The 17,375-nt window shown below is 68.5% G+C and carries 14 protein-coding genes and 1 pseudogene; 5 read left to right on the forward strand and 10 right to left on the reverse strand.

The genetic code is table 11. The features are described 5' to 3' along the window. Positions 1 to 34: 34 nt before the first annotated feature. The 3 genes and pseudogenes from KB201_RS02105 to KB201_RS02115 form a co-directional block, all read right to left on the reverse strand. Complete coding sequence (locus tag KB201_RS02105; protein WP_211538218.1) at positions 35 to 799, reverse strand: SDR family NAD(P)-dependent oxidoreductase; 765 nt, start codon at positions 797 to 799, stop codon at positions 35 to 37. Between the two features lie 310 nt (positions 800 to 1,109). Then, complete coding sequence (locus KB201_RS02110; protein ID WP_211538219.1) at positions 1,110 to 2,243, reverse strand: thiolase family protein; 1,134 nt, start codon at positions 2,241 to 2,243, stop codon at positions 1,110 to 1,112. Between the two features lie 145 nt (positions 2,244 to 2,388). Continuing rightward, positions 2,389 to 3,818: pseudogene (locus KB201_RS02115) on the reverse strand (MFS transporter). A gap of 370 nt (positions 3,819 to 4,188) precedes the next feature. Here KB201_RS02115 and KB201_RS02120 point away from each other — a divergent pair. Both KB201_RS02120 and KB201_RS02125 read left to right on the forward strand, forming a co-directional pair. Further along, positions 4,189 to 5,385, forward strand: coding sequence for an acyl-CoA dehydrogenase family protein (locus tag KB201_RS02120; RefSeq protein ID WP_068972399.1), 1,197 nt, complete (start codon positions 4,189 to 4,191; stop codon positions 5,383 to 5,385). Between the two features lie 55 nt (positions 5,386 to 5,440). Further along, a complete protein-coding gene (locus KB201_RS02125; RefSeq protein WP_058251440.1) occupies positions 5,441 to 6,598 on the forward strand; it encodes an acyl-CoA dehydrogenase family protein in 1,158 nt (385 codons plus the stop codon). A gap of 74 nt (positions 6,599 to 6,672) precedes the next feature. On the opposite strand, the gene KB201_RS02130 is transcribed toward KB201_RS02125, so the two are convergent. Beyond that, positions 6,673 to 7,539 (reverse strand): type IV toxin-antitoxin system AbiEi family antitoxin domain-containing protein, encoded by an 867-nt coding sequence (locus KB201_RS02130; RefSeq protein WP_211538220.1) that lies wholly within the window; start codon positions 7,537 to 7,539, stop codon positions 6,673 to 6,675. Positions 7,540 to 7,766: 227 nt separating this feature from the next. Between KB201_RS02130 and KB201_RS02135 the strand changes: the two genes are divergently transcribed. Both KB201_RS02135 and KB201_RS02140 read left to right on the forward strand, forming a co-directional pair. After that, entirely contained in the window at positions 7,767 to 8,579 is an 813-nt protein-coding gene (locus KB201_RS02135) for an SGNH/GDSL hydrolase family protein (RefSeq protein ID WP_249145001.1), read from the forward strand. Between the two features lie 32 nt (positions 8,580 to 8,611). Next, entirely contained in the window at positions 8,612 to 10,438 is a 1,827-nt protein-coding gene (locus tag KB201_RS02140; RefSeq protein ID WP_058251442.1) for an ABC-F family ATP-binding cassette domain-containing protein, read from the forward strand. Positions 10,439 to 10,468: 30 nt separating this feature from the next. Here the strand turns inward: KB201_RS02140 and KB201_RS02145 are convergent, their stop codons facing one another. The 3 genes from KB201_RS02145 to KB201_RS02155 form a co-directional block, all read right to left on the reverse strand. Continuing rightward, positions 10,469 to 11,626: a lipase family protein gene (locus KB201_RS02145; protein WP_211538222.1), complete on the reverse strand. Its 1,158-nt coding sequence runs from the start codon at positions 11,624 to 11,626 to the stop codon at positions 10,469 to 10,471. A 17-nt stretch (positions 11,627 to 11,643) separates the two neighbouring features. Then, the gene (locus KB201_RS02150; RefSeq protein WP_058251444.1) at positions 11,644 to 12,609 is read right to left on the reverse strand and encodes a 4-(cytidine 5'-diphospho)-2-C-methyl-D-erythritol kinase; all 966 of its coding nucleotides are present in this window, start codon (positions 12,607 to 12,609) and stop codon (positions 11,644 to 11,646) included. A gap of 76 nt (positions 12,610 to 12,685) precedes the next feature. Then, the gene (locus KB201_RS02155; RefSeq protein WP_211538223.1) at positions 12,686 to 13,354 is read right to left on the reverse strand and encodes an HAD family hydrolase; all 669 of its coding nucleotides are present in this window, start codon (positions 13,352 to 13,354) and stop codon (positions 12,686 to 12,688) included. A gap of 141 nt (positions 13,355 to 13,495) precedes the next feature. Here KB201_RS02155 and KB201_RS02160 point away from each other — a divergent pair, with 141 nt between their 5' ends. Continuing rightward, positions 13,496 to 14,488 carry an LLM class F420-dependent oxidoreductase gene (locus KB201_RS02160; RefSeq protein ID WP_058251659.1) on the forward strand — a complete coding sequence of 331 codons (993 nt, stop codon included), beginning with the start codon at positions 13,496 to 13,498 and terminating at the stop codon, positions 14,486 to 14,488. Here KB201_RS02160 and KB201_RS02165 read toward each other — a convergent pair. The 3 genes from KB201_RS02165 to KB201_RS02175 form a co-directional block, all read right to left on the reverse strand. Further along, the gene (locus KB201_RS02165) at positions 14,456 to 15,070 is read right to left on the reverse strand and encodes a GNAT family N-acetyltransferase (protein WP_211538224.1); all 615 of its coding nucleotides are present in this window, start codon (positions 15,068 to 15,070) and stop codon (positions 14,456 to 14,458) included. The two genes, KB201_RS02160 and KB201_RS02165, sit on opposite strands and share 33 nt — an antisense overlap. 129 nt (positions 15,071 to 15,199) lie before the next feature. Next, positions 15,200 to 16,126: a 16S rRNA (adenine(1518)-N(6)/adenine(1519)-N(6))-dimethyltransferase RsmA gene (rsmA, locus tag KB201_RS02170; RefSeq protein ID WP_205333085.1), complete on the reverse strand. Its 927-nt coding sequence runs from the start codon at positions 16,124 to 16,126 to the stop codon at positions 15,200 to 15,202. After that, positions 16,090 to 17,241, reverse strand: coding sequence for a resuscitation-promoting factor (locus KB201_RS02175; protein ID WP_205333112.1), 1,152 nt, complete (start codon positions 17,239 to 17,241; stop codon positions 16,090 to 16,092). Before KB201_RS02175 ends, rsmA begins: the two co-directional genes overlap by 37 nt. Positions 17,242 to 17,375 lie beyond the last annotated feature (134 nt).

Consider the following 17,375-nt stretch of genomic DNA (forward strand, 5'->3'; position numbering starts at 1 on the left):
TGGGGGAAGCAGAACGGACGTGTCGGGGTTCGGGTTACCGCGGCGCCATCCGGATCGCCCCGTCGAGGCGAATGGTTTCGCCGTTGAGATAGGTGTTCTCCAGGATCGACGCGGCGAGCTGACCGAACTCGTCCGGCCTACCGAGCCGCGCCGGATTGGGAATGCTCGCGGCGAGCGCATCGCGCACGTCGTCGCGCAGCCGGGCGAGCAGCGGCGTGTCCATCGTGCCCGGCGCGATGGTGTTGACGCGGATGAGCTTGCTGGCCAGGTCCCGTGCGGCGACCAGCGTCATCCCGACGATGCCCGCCTTCGACGCCGAGTAGTTGATCTGCCCGATCTGTCCCTCGTACGCCGCGACCGACGCGGTCATGATGATGGCGCCCCGCTCCCCGTCGACGGGCTCCTGTCGAGCGATACGTTCCGCGCCGAGCGAGAGCGCATGGAACGACCCGACGAGGTTGAGCTTGATGACGAACTCGAAGTCCTCCACCGAACCCGCCTTGCCCTCCTTGTCCAGGATGCGCATGCGCCGGCCCGCGCCGGCACAGTGCACGAGTCCGCGCAGGCCACCTCGGTCGTCGGCGGCATCGAGTGCGGCGGCGAACTGTTCACGATCGGTGATGTCGGCGGCCGCGAACGACGCTGCGGCGCCGAGTCCGTCGGCCACGGCCTGACCGTCCGAGGTCGGCAGATCGATCAGGGTGACCAGGCCACCGGCGTCGACGACGCGCTGAGCAGTTGCGAGCCCGAGACCGGATGCGCCGCCGGTGATCGCGACCGACAGTCCATTGAGTTTCATTGTTATTCAGTACCTTTCGATGAAATTGTTCCGTGCCCCCTGAGGGGCGAGCTTGCGAGCCCGGCCCCGGCTCCCTGAGGTGCGAGCGAAGCGAGCCCCCGTTGCTCCCTGAGGTGCGAGCGAAGCGAGCCCCCGTTGCTCCCTGAGGTGCGAGCGAAGCGAGCCACGAAGGGCTCCGCAACGTGTCTCACCAGGCCCTTCGTGGCTCGTCGCTATCGCTCCTCACACCTCAGGGAGCAATGGGATGGGGTCGCTTCTTTCGGATTAGGGCAGGGAGCAGGAGGGCCAGCGGTGCTGCGCTTTTTTCGGATCAGAGCAGTTCAAGGATGGTGGTGTTGGCCATGCCACCGGCCTCGCACATCGACTGCAGTCCGTACCGGATGCCGTTGTCGCGCATGTGGTGTACGAGCCGCGTCATGAGGATGGCGCCCGAGCCGCCGAGCGGGTGACCGACGGCGATCGCACCGCCGAGCGGGTTGAGACGCTCGATGTCGGCACCCGTCTCTGCCTGCCACGCAAGCGGAACCGGGGCGAACGCCTCGTTGATCTCGAAGGCCCCGATGTCGTCGATCGACAATCCCGAGCGCTTGAGCGCCTTGGCCGTGGCCGGGATCGGCCCGGTCAGCATGATCACCGGGTCATCGGCGGCGACGACCGCGGTGTGGATGCGGACGATCGGCGTGAGACCGTGCGACTTCGCGGTCTCGCCGGACATGATCAGCAGGGCACCCGACCCGTCGGAGATCTGCGAGGAGTTGCCGGCGTGGATCACGCCGTCCTCGCTGAAGGCCGGCTTGAGCTTGGCGAGCGATTCGAGCGTCCCACCGCGGCGGATGCCCTCGTCCCCCTCGAGTACCCCCGGGATCGGCGCCAATTGGGCGTCGAACGCACCGCGGTCGGCCGCCTGCGCAGCGAGTTCGTGCGAGCGCAGCGAGTACTCGTCGAGGCGGGTGCGGTCCAATCCCCATTTCGCGGCGACCATCTCGGCGCCGATCCCCTGGCTGAACTTGTCGACGCCGTAACGGTCGAGGACCGTGGGCGGCTGATGCTCGCCATTCGGTGCGGCGCTGCCCATCGGGACCCGGCTCATCGACTCGACCCCGCCGGCGATCACGACATCCTGCTGGCCGGACACCACCGCCGCGGCCGCCATGCTGACCGCCTGCTGGCTGGACCCGCAGGCGCGCGTCACGGTGGTTCCGGGGACGCTCTCGGGCCAGCCGGCGGCGAGCACGGCCGTCCGGGCGACATTGCCCGCCTGCTCGGCGGCTTGGCTGACACATCCCCAGACGACGTCGTCGACGACGGCCGGATCGATGCCGGTCCGCTCGACGAGCGCCTCCAGTACGTGGGCGGACAGGTCGGCGGGATGGATACCGGACAGGGCGCCGCGGCGGCGGCCGATGGGCGCGCGGACCGCGTCGACGATCACTGCATCACGCATGGGGACTCCTCGATGTCAGGGCAAGGGATGAAGTTGTGACCGACGTGCACCACGCCGGCGGACGCCGATCGCCCGTTGAGACGAGCCGACCACCGGGGCGCTTGGCAGACAAGTCGATTCACACTCACAGTCGATGAGGCCCTACCTATGGGACGCGCAAGTCACGAGGTGGCGCCTCGACGGTCGGCGCGTGCGGACGCAACCGAGCACGATCGCGCTCGGGATCGGCGAAGACCAGCGCGAGCACCGCGCACACCGCGGCGACGATTCCGAGCACCTGGAACGCGGTGGCGTAACCCTCGGCCGGCGTGGCGGCCGCGTCGACGATGACACCCGTCGCGTACGGCGCGACGAGACCGCCGATCGCCATGATCGCCAGGAAGACACCCAGCGTTCCGGCGGTCTGCCGGGGCGGGCAGATCTCGGCGACGGCCGCGTTGAACAGCGGGAACACCGTGGCCGCGAATCCATAACCGATCGACAGGATCGCGACCGCGACGATCGGTGTGCCGACCGAGGGCAGCAGGAACAGCAGGACGCCGGAGACGAGAACCCCGACCGACGGCACGACGATGCGCAGCATCCGCGAGGTCGCCCCTTTCGAGATCATCCGGTCACTCGTGATCGAACTCAGCACCATCAGGAGCAGGCCGACGATCGAGGGGAACGCGAACATCGACCCGGACTGCAGGCGGCTGTAGCCCAGCCCCTCTTCGAAGTACGACGGCAACCACGTGAGCACGACACTGACCAGCGCATATACGCTCATCACGACGAGCGCGCCGGTGACGAAGGTGCGTGAGCGGAAGATCGAGATCCACGGCGTCGCGGGTTCGGCGTCGGCGCTCGCGGTGGTCTTCCCACTAGCGATGTACGGGCCGTTGCGCCACGTCGAGAGCCAGATGACACACCAGATAAGACCACCGGCGGCGAGGGCGATCAGTGCCCAGCGCCACCCGAAGCTCACTGTGATCACGGCGAGCAGCGGAGCGATCGCGATCTTCGAGATTGACGCGGCACCGGCGAGGAGGGCACCGGGCAAGGCGCGCCGGGCCGGCGGATGCCAGGAGTAGGCCGCGGTGTGCAGGAGCGCCGAGCTCGGACCTTCGGCGAGACCGAGGAACAGCCGACTGAGGACGAGGACCGCGAACGACGCCACGACCACCATGGGGAGCATGGCCGCGGCCCAGCACAGGGCCAGGAGGACCAGCGACCAGCGACCAGCGCAGGGTCATCCAGCGGTTGAGCAGTCCCGCGAAGAAGCCGCCGATCGTGAACGTGAGGAAGAACAGGCTGCCGACGAGACCGATCTGCGAGGAGCTCAGACCCAGCTCCTCGCGAGGGTTGCGCGATGATGCCCAGCACCGCCTTGTCGGCGTAGTTGATCACGTAGAGGCTGACCAGCAGAGCCGTGAGACCCCAGGCGCCGGCGCGTGATTCGCCGCGCGGGCCGAGACCACGCGGCGTCTGGGCCGCTTCGAAGTCGACGGTGTGGGCGGGACCATCGGGTCCCGTGCGCGCCGCTGACCCGGGCTTGTCGCCGGCTCCTGATCCGGAGGCGGTGGAGACCGTCATGGCATTACCTCTTCCAGCCGAGTGATCTGGGTTGCGATGCGCTCCGTCAGTGTTATGGCTCACATCCGTTCCGATTCAAACCAGGGTCGAACCCCTCTGACAACGTTCGCTCGGCGAACGACCTGACTGTCGCTGCCTATGTGTTGAGGACACGGCGATGCGAGAGGGGTCATCGGCGATGGCTATCGGATCGATAGGCGCCGGTGGCGCACCCGAGAGCCATTGGCTCGCGCTATCGCTCCCTTAGTTCACCGCGACTACTTCGCCGGGCCGCCGCCGGGCATGCTGTGAGACGGACGCGTGGCGAGTCGCGCACCACGTCCGCCCGACGGTGCGAGCGCACCCCGACCGACTTCGGAGAACAGCCACCATGACCCGCCTCGCGCAGACCCTGGGCCTCACCGAGATCCAGACGGAGATCCTGGCCAACGTCCGCTCGTTCGTCGACAAGCAGATCATCCCCACCGCTCAGGAACTCGAGCACGCCGACGAGTATCCGCAAGCCATCGTCGACGGCATGGCCGAGATGGGCCTCTTCGGCCTGATGATCCCCGAGGAGTACGGCGGACTCGGCGAGTCGCTGCTGACCTACGCGCTGTGCGTCGAAGAGCTCGCACGTGGATGGATGAGCGTCTCGGGGGTGATCAACACCCACTTCATCGTGGCGTACATGATCCGCCAGCACGGGACCGACGAGCAGAAACAGCGCTTCCTCCCCCGCATGGCGACGGGCGAGGTGCGCGGCGCGTTCTCGATGTCCGAACCGGAACTGGGGTCCGACGTCGCGGCGATCAAGACCAGCGCGAAGCGGGACGGAGACGACGGATACGTCATCAACGGCCAGAAGATGTGGCTGACCAACGGCGGGTCGTCGACTCTCGTTGCCGCTCTTGTCCGTACCGAGGAGGGCAACGAGAAGCCGCACAAGAACCTCACGACGTTCCTGGTGGAGAAGCCGGCCGGCTTCGGCGAGGTACTCCCAGGCCTGACCATCCCGCGCAAGCTGGACAAGATGGGCTACAAGGGCATCGACACCACCGAACTGATCTTCGACGGTTACCGCGCGCCCGCCACCGACATCCTCGGCGGCGAACCGGGCCGCGGTTTCGCGCACATGATGGACGGCGTCGAGGTCGGGCGCGTCAACGTGTCGGCCCGCGCCTGCGGAATCGCCCAGCGCGCCTTCGAACTCGCGGTGAAGTACGCGCAGCAGCGGTCCACCTTCGGCAAACCCATCGCCGAGCACCAGGCCGTTGCGTTCTCGCTGGCCGAGATGGCGACGAAGGTCGAGGCGGCACACCTGATGATGGTCAATGCGGCACGACTGAAAGACTCCGGCGAGCGCAACGACGTCGCCGCCGGGATGGCCAAGTACTTGTGCAGTGAGTACTGCGCCGAGGTCACCCAGGCCAGCTTCCGCATCCACGGCGGTTACGGCTACTCGAAGGAATTCGAGATCGAGCGCCTCATGCGCGACGCGCCCTTCCTGCTGATCGGCGAGGGCACCAGCGAGATCCAGAAACAGATCATCTCCAAGGGGCTCCTACGCGAATATCAGGAGCGATGACCACTTGAGGTGAATGTCGTCAGACCCGTCCGCCCACAACAGTTTCGAGGGACCAATGCAGCGTCGCATCTTCACCGAGGACCATGAGTCCTTCCGCAAGACCATCCGTGACTTCATCGCCAAAGAGGTCGCGCCGGTGTACCACGATTGGGAGAAGCAGGGCCATCCGCCGCGTGAGTTCTACAACAGGCTGGGCGAACTCGGCGTCCTGGGCATCGAGGCACCCGAGGAGTTCGGGGGCGGTGGCGTCTCGGACTTCACCTATTCGATGGTGATCGCGGAGGAGACATCGGCGGCCGGTGTCACCTTCGGCAGTTACTCGGTGCACTCGAACCTGATCCTCCCCTACCTCGTCGAGTACGCCACCGACGAGCAGAAGCAGCGGTGGTTGCCCGGATTCTGTTCCGGCGAACTCATGTTCGCGATCGCCATGACCGAACCCGGCACCGGGTCGGACCTCGCCAACATCTCGACCACCGCCAAGCTGTCCGAGGACGGGTCGCACTACGTGCTCGACGGCGCGAAAACGTTCATCACCGGCGGCGCCTTGGCCGACCGCATCCTGGTCGTCGCCCGGACCGCACCGTTCGACGAGTCGAATCGTCGTGCGGGCCTGTCGATCCTGGTGGTCGACACCTCGTCGGAGGGTTTCGCCGTCGGACGCAGGATCGAGAAGATCGGCCTCAAGGCCTCCGACACCGCCGAGCTCTCGTTCAGCTCGGTCAAGGTGCCGGTCGAGGACCGGCTCGGCGAGGAGGGTGCCGGCTTCTCGTACCTGGCGCACAATCTCGCGCAGGAACGACTCACCATCGCCATCGGGGCGTCGGCCACCGCCGCCGCGGCCGTCCAGCACGCGATCGCCTACACCAAGGAGCGCGACGTCTTCGGCAAACCCGTTGCGGCGTTCCAGAACACCAAGTTCGTCCTCGCCGAGTGCTCCGCCGAGGTCGAGGCCATCCGGCAGTTCGTCGACCGCGCACTCGAACTCCACAACGAGGGTGAGCTCACCGTCCCCGATGCTGCTCGCGCGAAACTGTTCGCCACCGAGACCGCCGGCAAGGTCATCGACAAGTGCCTGCAGTTGCACGGCGGGTACGGCTATGTCCTGGAGTACCCCATCGCCCGGCTCTACGCCGACACCCGCGTCACGCGGATCTACGGCGGCACCAGCGAGGTCATGAAGACGATCATCGCCAAGGATCTCGGCCTGTAGGTGGTCCAGAGCTCTTCCAAAGTGCGGGATTCGTAACGGTTTCCAGTACGAATCCCGCACTTTGCGGAGGGTGATCAGACGGTCGCTCGTCGCACCTGCGACGCGACGTATCCCGGGCGTTCCACGAGATCCGCCCAGGTGAAGTTCAACACCGTCCAGCCCAGGGCGATGAGGGTGTTGCGGCGGGTGCGGTCGTGCTGGAACGCTTCGGCGTCCCGGTGATGAGCCATACCGTCGATCTCGACCGCCACCTTCCTCCCGACGAAGGCGAAGTCGATTTCGTAACCGGACACCGGGTGGTTGGCGACCCAACCCGCTATGTCGTGCTCGGCGAACAGTTTCACGGTCAGCCGTTCGGCAGCCGAACGGGCACCAGAACCGACGAGCACGAGCATCTTCGCCATCTCGGTTGCACCACGGCAGCGGCGCCGCCGCTGGTAGGTCTCGAGGAGAGCGTCAACCGTGACCTTCTTGTTCTGAAGTGCCCGGTCGAGTACGTCCATCTTTCCTTCAAGGGCGCCTTCGAGGACGGACAACGGCACCGCGGTCACCGTGAGTCCCTTCTCGACCACGACGTCGGCCGCGTCGAGGGATCTCCGGATGACCACCGTCCCCTTCTCCGGCGAACCGTGCCAGCTTCGGGGAGCGGTGACGGTGATCGTCGTCGGCCGCTTGGTCACGAGGCCGTGCCACCACGCCGCCGCGAGTCCGCTGAGAACGGCGTCCGCGGAGACCTGCAGGGTCGCCAGTCGGGTCCGGGTCCGTGCGGTCACCGGATGATCGGCCAGGCGATAGACGCCGGAACTCGCACGAACCCACTCACCGGACTTCACCCGCCGGGCCACCGAGGCACGACTGAGACCGTGCTCGCGGGCCTGCGCCGCGGTGATCACGCCGTCGCGCGTGAGGATGAAGGTCCGCAACGCAGGTGCAGTAGCCATGTGGTTGTAGACGCACCCGGGATCGCGCCGGTTCCACTTCCCGCAGAGTGCGGGATTCGTGCCGGTTTCCAATACGGATCCCGCACTCTGTCGTCGGACCCGAGGTCGTGCCTTAAGATTCCCTGAGCAAACTCGGTGGGCAGTGGAAGCGGTGTTCGGTGGTAGGCAGGTTTCGGGGCGGGGTCCAGATCTTGGCGACGGTGCTGGTCACCGCGTTCGTGGTGTCGATGATGGCGGCGGTGGCCGCGCCCGCGCAGGCGGCCCCGACGCGCTACACCGGCGGTACCTACGTCGCTCTCGGTGATTCGCGTGCGTCCGGCAGCTTCTACACCCCGACGCCCGCCTACTTCGGCGGATGCAAGCGGTCGGCGTTCAACTACCCCACCCTCGTCGCCGCCGCGACCCTGCCGCGACGCTTCATCGACGCCTCGTGTGCGGGCGCGCAGTCGGCACACCTGCACCGGGCCCCGCAGCACACCAGCGGTGGCACGAAACCCATTCAGCTGCACCTGGTTCCGCGCGACGCCCAGCTGATCACCGTGAGCATCGGCGGCAACGACATGCGGTGGGGCGCGATCTTCGGCCAGTGCCGTACCCCGGCGTTCACCGACCGGCGCTGCCGCCACAACCGTGCCCTCGAGAACGAGGTCCGGTGGCGGATCGAACTCATGGAGAACCGCGTCACCCCCGCTCTGCGCGCGATCCGGAACAAGGCGCCGCACGCCCAGATCATCGTCGTCGGCCTGGGCGGCTTCATCGGGTTCACCGGGTGCTGGCCGCTGGTCCCGCTGAGTGACCCCGACGTCCGGTGGATGCGCAAGGTCTTCAACCGCGCCAACGGCGCGCTCTGGCGGGCGTCGACCAAGGTCGGCGGCACCTTCATCGACGCGAACCGAGGATCGGCGGGACACGATGCCTGCAACCTCATCAACCCCTGGTACGAGAGCGCGCTGTCGAATCGGATCGCGCTGCCCTTCCACGTCAACCAGGCCGGCGCCGTCGCGTTCGCGGCCATGATCAACGGGGCCATCCGCCGTTAGGCCGAGACCGGTCACCCACTAGCGTTTGTCGGGTGGCTCATCTACTCGGCGCGGAAACCCTAGGCCTCGAATACCCGACCACCAAGGTCTTCGAGTCGGTGTCCCTCGGGGTCAACGAGGGCGACCGGATCGGCATCGTGGGCCGAAACGGCGACGGTAAGTCGAGCCTGCTGGCGATGCTCGCCGGACGGATGCAACCCGATTCCGGTCGCGTCACCGTCCGCGGCGGCGTCCGCATCGGCGTGCTGGACCAGGTCGACGTCTTCGACGACGACGAGACCGTCGGGCACGCCGTCGTCGGCGACCGTCCCGAACACGAATGGGCGGGTGACGCGAAGGTCCGCGACGTCATCGGCGGGTTGCTCGGCGACGTCGAGTGGACGGCGCCCACCAGTTCGTTGTCGGGTGGTCAGCGCCGCCGCGTGTCGCTGGCACGACTCCTCGCGGGCGAGCATGACGTCCTCGCGCTCGACGAGCCGACCAACCACCTCGACGTCGAGGCCATCACCTGGCTCGCCGACCACCTGAAGCGACGCTGGCCGGCCAACGCCGGCGGACTACTGGTGGTCACCCACGACCGGTGGTTCCTCGACGAGGTGTGCACGGTCACCTGGGAGGTCCACGACCGCATCGTCGAACCCTTCGAGGGTGGTTACGCGGCATACATCCTGCAGCGGGTGGAACGGGACCGGCAGGCCGCCGCGATCGAGGCACGACGACAGAATCTCGCCCGCAAGGAACTGGCCTGGCTCCGCCGCGGCGCGCCGGCCCGGACGTCGAAGCCGAAGTTCCGCATCGACGCGGCCAATGCCCTCATCGCCGACGTCCCACCGGTCCGCGACACGGTCGCCCTGCAGTCACTGGCCACCGCTCGTCTGGGCAAGGACGTCGTCGACCTGCTCGACGTGTCGGTCTCCTACGGTGACCGCAACGTCCTCGACGGCGTCGAGTGGCGGCTGGCGCCCGGTGAGCGCACCGGCATCCTCGGGGTCAACGGCGCGGGCAAGTCGACGCTGCTCGGCCTCATCGCCGGAACCGTGGAACCGACCGGCGGCCGGGTCAAACGCGGCAAGACGGTCAAGGTCGCCACCCTGACCCAACGCCTCGACGACCTCGACCGGTACCTCGACGACCCGGTGCGGGTGGTCATCGCGCAGTTGCAGACCACGTACACCTTCGGTTCCGGATCGAAGGCACAGGAGCTGTCGCCGTCACAGCTGCTCGAACGGCTCGGCTTCGACGGCGCGCAACTCTCGACCCCGGTCCGCGACCTCTCGGGCGGGCAGAAGCGGCGGCTGCAGTTGCTGCTCATCCTGCTCGACGCGCCGAACGTGCTGATCCTCGACGAGCCGACCAACGACCTCGACACCGACATGCTCGCCGCGCTCGAGGACCTGCTGGACTCGTGGCCCGGCACGCTGATCGTCGTCTCGCACGACCGGTACTTCCTCGAGCGGGTCACCGATCAGCAGTTCGCCGTCCTCGACGGCGGGCTCCGCCACCTCCCCGGCGGCGTCGACGAGTTCTTGAGACTCCGCTCGGCACAGGCGAAGACGTCGGGTTCCGGATCGACATCGGGCGGATCCGGTACGAGCGCCACAGCTTCGGGGAACGGCGGCGCGTCGGGCTCGTCCCTCAGCGGCGCCGAGCTGCGCGCGGCCAACAAGGAGCTCGCCTCGCTCGAGCGTCGGATCGACAAGCTGCACAGCAAGATCGATGCTGCCCGGACCGCGCTGGCCGACCATGATCAGTCCGACTACCAAGGCCTTGCCGCGGAGACGGAGAGCATCCGCAGCATGGAATCCGAACTCGAGGAACTCGAGGAACGCTGGATGGAACTCGGCGAGAGCGTCGAGTGATCGACTCCGCGAGAACCGGTCGGCCCGATTTCAACGGCCGAACGACTCCCGGATCGCGGCCAGCACGTCCGGCAGCGACTCGTCGACGACGCCGCTGTGATCGGCCCGCGCGTAGGTCTTGAGGTCCACATCCGTGCCGGCGTCGCGCATCTCGGACCGCAGTGAACGACTCAGCGGGTACGGCAGCACGGGATCGAGAAGACCATGTGCGAGCGTGACTTTCACCGGGTAGCCGGAGACGGGCACCTCGGCGTACTCCCGCAGGGCGTCCCGGAAGTCCTGCTCCGCGGTGAACGACGACGCCACGAGTGAGCCCGGCGGCACCGACCGCAACGCGTCCACGAGATCCCCGTTGCACCGGGCACGCGCGCGGTCGAGGAAACGCTTGCCGTCCGACGTCAGGGAATCGGCGACGCGGAGTTCCGGGTTCGCGTGGTCGAGACCGGCGAGGGTGAACAGGAACGGCGCACTCAGCACATTGAGCGCGCCGAGGCCGGGCACGCGGGGACCGAACAGACCGAACAGGTTCTCCAACGACGAGACCGGGGCGATCGCGACGATGCCGGCGACCGGCAGATCCGGTGCGAATTCCGCGGCGAGACGGCCCGCGTGCAGCGCAGCGTGGCCGCCCTGCGAGTGCCCGGTCGACACCCAGCGTGATCCGAGCGAGGCGTCGACCGACCGCGCCGCGCGGATCATGTCGATCACCGAGTGAGCCGCCGCGCGACCGCCGAGGTATTCGGTCTCCCCCGCCGACCCGAGACCCGCGTAATCGGTTGCCGTGACCGCGAACCCGGCGTCGAGCGCCGCGCGCACCGGGGCCTCGACACCGTCGCCAAGCCGGTGCAGGGTCGGCGCGCACTCGTCGGCCAGGCCGACCGTCCCGTGTGCCCAGGACACGACGGGCCAGCCACCGGCGGGCGGCGTACCCTTCGGCACCCAGTACACGCCGCTCGACATCGCCGGGCGGCCGTTCTGATCGCGCGTCGCATAGGTCAGGCGGGTGCCCGAGCCGGCCGCCGACGGGAGTTCGCCGTCGGGGACGTCGGAGGTGGTGAAGACGAAACCGTCGGCGGGTGCGGCGGCCGTCGACGGGCCGGCCGTGACGATGCAGAGCGCGAGCAGTAGAGCGACGACGGCGCTGACCGCGCGCAGCGGGGCGACGACTGCGGCGGGTCTGCGGGACATCAGGCAACCGTAGGCGATCAGTGGCGGACGTCGGCTCCGAGGACGCGCGTACCGGCGGCGGGACCGCTGGCGGTGCGGACCGACCGGGCGACGCCGGCGCCGGACAGTTCGGCGGCGACGTTCACCGCGCCGGTCTCGTCGGCGCACAGGAAGGCGCATGTCGGACCGGAGCCGGACACGATGCCGCCCAGTGCTCCGGCGTCGATTCCGGCACGCAGGGTCCGGCGGAGGGTGGGTTGCAGCGAGAGCGCCGCCGGTTGTAGGTCGTTGTGCAGCAGGGGCGCCACCGCATGCGGGTCACCGGACGCCAGGGCCTGCATGAGTTCGTCCGGGCGGCGGAGGAGGTCCCGCTCGTCGTCGGTGGCGCATTCTCCGGAACGGCTGTCGCGCAGCCGATCCAGTTCGCGGTACACCGCGGGCGTGGACAGTCCGTCGCGTGCGAGCGCGAGCACCCAGTGGAAGTCACCGCGGGAGAGGACCTGCATCAGCCGCTCGCCGCGTCCGGTACCCAGGGCGGTGTTGCCGTGCAACGCGAACGGGACGTCGCTGCCCAGGTCCGCCGCGATCGCGGCGAGGTCGTCGCGGCCGATGTCGAGCTTCCACAGGGCGGCGAGTGCGACCAGCGCCCCGGCGGCATCCGCGCTGCCACCGGCCATGCCCCCGGCCACCGGGATCGTCTTGTCGATGTCGATCGCGACCTTGCCGGGACGGTCCGCCCACTCGGCCAGTGCCAGCGCGGCCCGGACCGCCAGATTGGACTCGTCCGTCGGGACCGACCCGGCGCCTTCGCCACGAACCGTGATGCTCATCTCGTTGGCCCGGGCGACCCTGATGTCGTCGTGCAGGGACAGCGCCTGGAAGACGGTCACGAGGTCGTGGTAGCCGTCCTCGCGGCGCGGACCGACCCCGAGGTGCAGATTGACCTTCGACGGAGCCCGCGCGGTGACGGAGTCCGACACCACCGACAGCGACGTTCGCGACACAATGATCCAGCCTAGCGCCCCGGCGTCGGCCCCGCGCCCACCGATGCGGTCGGTCCGGCGCTCCAGCCGCCGTCGATCAGGGGCGCCAGCCGCGGTCGACGAGTTGTCCGACGTGCTCGACGACCAGCACCGCGCCCGCGTCGCGCAACTCACCCTCCGCGAAACCACCGGACCGTACCGCCACGCACTCCGCCGGCAGGCGATGCGCCGACGCCACGTCCCACACGGTGTCGCCGACGACGACGGCCTTACCGCCGCCGGCCTCGTCCAGGGCGACCGACAGGATGTCGGGCGCCGGTTTGGACGAATCGGCGTCGTCCGAGGTGGTCACCGCGGCGAAGTCGTTCCGCGACAATCCCATCGACTCGAGGGCGGCGTCGGTGAACTCCGACTTGCCCGACGACGCGAGCGCCACCCGGTAGCCGGCGTCCAGCAGTCCCCGCACCAGATCGGCCGCGCCGGGCAGGGGCCGCACGTCGGGCAGCAGGTCGCGATAGGCGTCCTCCCACTCGTCGCGCAAGGTGTCGCCGAGCGATTCCTCCACGTCGTCGCCGAGCAGCTCGCCGACGAGACGGTCGCCGCCCATGCCGATCGCCCGGTGCACCTGCCACCACTGCGGGATCAGGTCGTGAGCAGCGAAGGCCCGCATCCACGCCAATGCGTGGAGGTAGGTGGAGTCGACGAGCGTACCGTCGACATCGAGCAGCACGGTGTCGACCGACCCGTCCGCTTTCTGGTCTGGCATCTGCGCCTCGTTTCCGGGGTCGAGAACCGCGCCCCGTCGTCGAACGTCCGTCGTCCGGGCACCACTGTCTCGAGCGTCCCGGGTTTCGGACCCATGACTCATGGCTACACCGAAGCGACCCATCTCGCAGAGGAGACCTCCATGGCAACACGTTTCGGCTACACCCTGATGACCGAGCAGGCGGGCCCGAAAGAGCTGGTGCGGTACGCCGTCGGCGCCGAAGACGCCGGCTTCGACTTCGAGGTGTCGAGCGACCACTACTTCCCGTGGCTCTCGGCCCAGGGACACGCACCGTACGCGTGGACGGTCCTCGGAGCCGTGGCCCACGCGACCGAGCGGGTCGACCTGATGACCTACGTGACGTGCCCGACGATCCGCTACCACCCGGCGATCATCGCGCAGAAGGCTGCGACGCTGCAGATCCTCGCCGACGGTCGCTTCACTCTCGGCCTCGGCTCGGGCGAGAACCTGAACGAGCACGTGGTTGGCGAGGGCTGGCCCTCGGTCGCCGACCGCCAGGACATGCTCGCCGAGGCGATCGAGATCATCCGCAAACTGCACACCGGTGAGCTCGTCGACTTCCGCGGCGAGTTCTTCCAGGTCGACGCCGCCCGGATCTGGGATCTGCCCGACCAGCCCGTCCCGATCGGCGTCGCAGTGGCGGGCAATGCGGGTATCGAGACGTTCGGGCCACTGGCCGACCACCTGATCGCCGTCGAACCCGACGCCGACTTCATCAAGGCGTGGAACGAACATTCGTCGACCCCGACCGTCGACGGACAGCGGTCCCGCGCGATCGGGCAGATCCCCATCAGCTGGGATCCCGACCGCGACAAGGCGATCGAGCGCGCCCACGATCAGTTCCGGTGGTTCGCCGGCGGGTGGGATGTCAACGCCGACCTGCGCACCACCGCGGGCTTCGCCGCGGCGACGCAGTTCGTCACGCCGGACGACGTCGCGGGCAACATCCCCTGCGGCCCGGACCTCGACCAGATCGTCGAGGCGGTGAAACCCTTCTGGGAGGCGGGGTTCACCGACATCGCGCTGGTGCAGATCGGGGGCGACACCCAGGACGCGTTCCTGCGCGACGCCGCTCCCGAGCTACTGGAGAAACTGCGCGCCGCGTCGAACTGAGTCCGATTGCTCGAGGTTCCAGGACTGCGGGGTGCGGTCCTCGCCCACCCGCAGCACGGCGGTGTGCACATCGCCGACGTGGCGACCCGACGGGAGCTGATCAATCTCGTCCTCCGGGCGTCGGCCGGTGTAGCGGAAGCCGGCCGACGCCGCCAGCCGCGCCGAGGCCACGTTGTCGACCAGCGCCCGCCGGATCACGCGATCGAACCCGGCTCCGCCGTCGGCGGGGTCGGCGAAGGCGTGGTCGAGGACCGCGGCGAGCGCCTCGGTGAGGTAGCGATGGCCCCGATGCGACGGCGCGCACCAATAGCCCAGTGACGCAACGCCTTTCTCGACGGTTCGCAGTCCGATGGTGCCGACGAGTTCACCGCCGGGGATCTCGATCGCCCACACCGACGACCCGGCGGCCGGGGCGATGTCGCGGACGAAACGTTCGGCGTGCGCACGCGTATACGGGACCGGGACCAGTGTGAAGCGCTGGATGTCCGGATCCTGGCAGGCGCGGAAGGTCGGTTCGATGTCACGGTCGGCGGGTGGGCGCAGCCGCAGCCTCGGCGTCGTCAGAGTCTGTGGTGGAACCATGTCGGACCTCGTCGTCGATGCTGCGGATGCACAACACGGTACGAGCTTCTCCCCGCCGACGGCGAGCGGTTTTGCGCCCGCCCCCACGACGAGCCGCGGTCTCCCGCGATCAGCGACCCGGCGTCGAGATCAGGTCGTGCGAGCGAGGCGGACGAAGTCGTCGACGTCGAGCTTCTCGCCCCGCACACCCGGATCGATACCGGCCTCACGGAGTCGGCGTTCGGCCTCGGCCGCCGAACCGGCCCAGCCGGCCAGCGCTGATCGCATCGTCTTGCGTCGCTGGGCGAATGCGGCGTCGATCGCGGCGAACACCTGTTGCCGCACAACGGGATCGGTCGAGTGGTCGTCGGTTCGTTCGATGCGGACGAGACCCGACTCCACCTTCGGTTCGGGCCAGAAGACGTTGCGCCCCACCGCACCGGCCCGGCTCACGCGACCGTGGTAGCGCGCCTTGACGCTCGGCACCCCGTAGGTGCGGCTGCCCGGGCCGGCGGCGAGGCGGTCGGCGACCTCGGCCTGCACCATCACGAGGGCGGTGGTGATCTCCGGGAAGAGTCCGAGCAGGTGCAACAGGACCGGCACCGACACGTTGTACGGCAGGTTCGCGACCAGCGCGGTGGGGACCACCGGCAGGTCGTCGCGCGTCACCTGTAGCGCGTCGGCGAGGATGACCTCGAAGTTGCCCTGCCGACTAGGGGCATACTCCGCGATCGTCGCCGGAAGACGTTCCGCGAGCACCGGATCGATCTCGATGGCGACGACCCTGCCCGCCGTCCCGAGGAGGGCGAGGGTGAGCGAGCCCAGCCCGGGCCCGACCTCGAGGACGGTGTCGTCAGGCCCGACCCCCGATGCCGCGACGATCCTTCGCACGGTGTTCGCGTCGTGGACGAAGTTCTGTCCGAGAGTCTTGGTCGGCCGGACGCCGACCTCCGCCGCGAGCTCCCTGATCTGTGCCGGCCCGAGGAGACGCGGAGCCTCGTCGGGCGCGCCGTCGGGTGAACCCGCTGTCGAGTCGCTGATCAGCGCAGGCCCAGCTTGGACGAGCAGGACGGCCATGCGCCCCAGCCCTGGACCGCCTGGGTCTTCTTCGCGATGGCGATCTGTTCTTCGCGGGTCGCGAGGTCGGCGCGCGGCGCGTACTCGAGTCCGCCCCAGCGTTCCCAGGTGTTCTGGTCGAACTGGACGCCGCCGTAGAAGCCGTTGCCGGTGTTGATCGCCCAGTTGCCGGTCGCCTCGCACGCGGCGAGCGCGTCCCACACCGACCCCGGCGGCACGAACGGCGCACCCGGCTTGGTGCCGATGCGAACGGTGGCCGCGACGGGCTCGCTGAGCACCTCGCTGGTCAGCTTGTCGCGCTTGACGACCCGACCGTTCACGGTGGTCACCTTGTAGGTGACACGCGCCTCGCCGGGCGTGCCCTTCTTCTCGACGACCTTGCGGTCGCGGACGAGGGTCGGGTCCTCTTTCTTGACCTCCGGCGGGGCGACCGGTTCGGTGAGCGTGACGTCCTCGGTCTTGATCCGGGTGACGACGATCTTGAGGTTCGGGGTGATCTTGGTGTCGGCGGCCGGGGTGACCTTGTCTTCGGCGCCCAGCGGGGTGCCGAGCGACTCGAGCAGATCCTTGACGGTGTGCGCGGCGACGGTCGGGCGCTTGCGGGCCGGTCCGTCGACGAGGTTCACCGGCTTGGGCAGCGCGACCTCGATCTGACCGCCGTCGACCGGCAGTTCCTCGCCGAAGGCGGTCTCCTCGGCGGCGTGGGTCAGTCCGCGTTCGGCCATCAACTGGTCCACGGTCGAGGCGTTGGTGACGATGGTCTCGCGCTTGCCCTCGATGTCGAGGGTGAGTTCCTTGAGCTTGTTGACCTTGATGGTCTGGCCGTCGCCGAAGCCCGAGTCGGGTGCCGGACTCACCTTGTCACCGTCGGCGGGCGCCAGCCCCTCCGACTCGAGGAGACTCTCGACGGACATCGCCATGGTGGACACGTGCCGGATGTCGCCGTCCACGTCGATCGCGACGTTCTTGTGCATGCTGACGCCCATGACCCCGCCGGCCGCGACGGTGGCGCACACGGCGCCGACGGCGACACGGACACGCAACGACTTCGAGCCGTTGATCTTGGCGAACACCGAACCCGACGATGTCGGAGCGGACGGCTCCGGGTTCGACAGTTCGGGGTTTTGCAGCTCTGGGTTGGGCAGAGAAGACAAGGGCACGACATCCTGATAGGCAACACTGGCACCACGCCGGCCGAGTGGATCAGCACGTCGGCCAGCTGGATCACAGTACGATAACGAACCGGCCA

This window comes from Gordonia sp. SCSIO 19800 (genome assembly GCF_018132775.1).
Lineage (GTDB): Bacteria > Actinomycetota > Actinomycetes > Mycobacteriales > Mycobacteriaceae > Gordonia > Gordonia hongkongensis.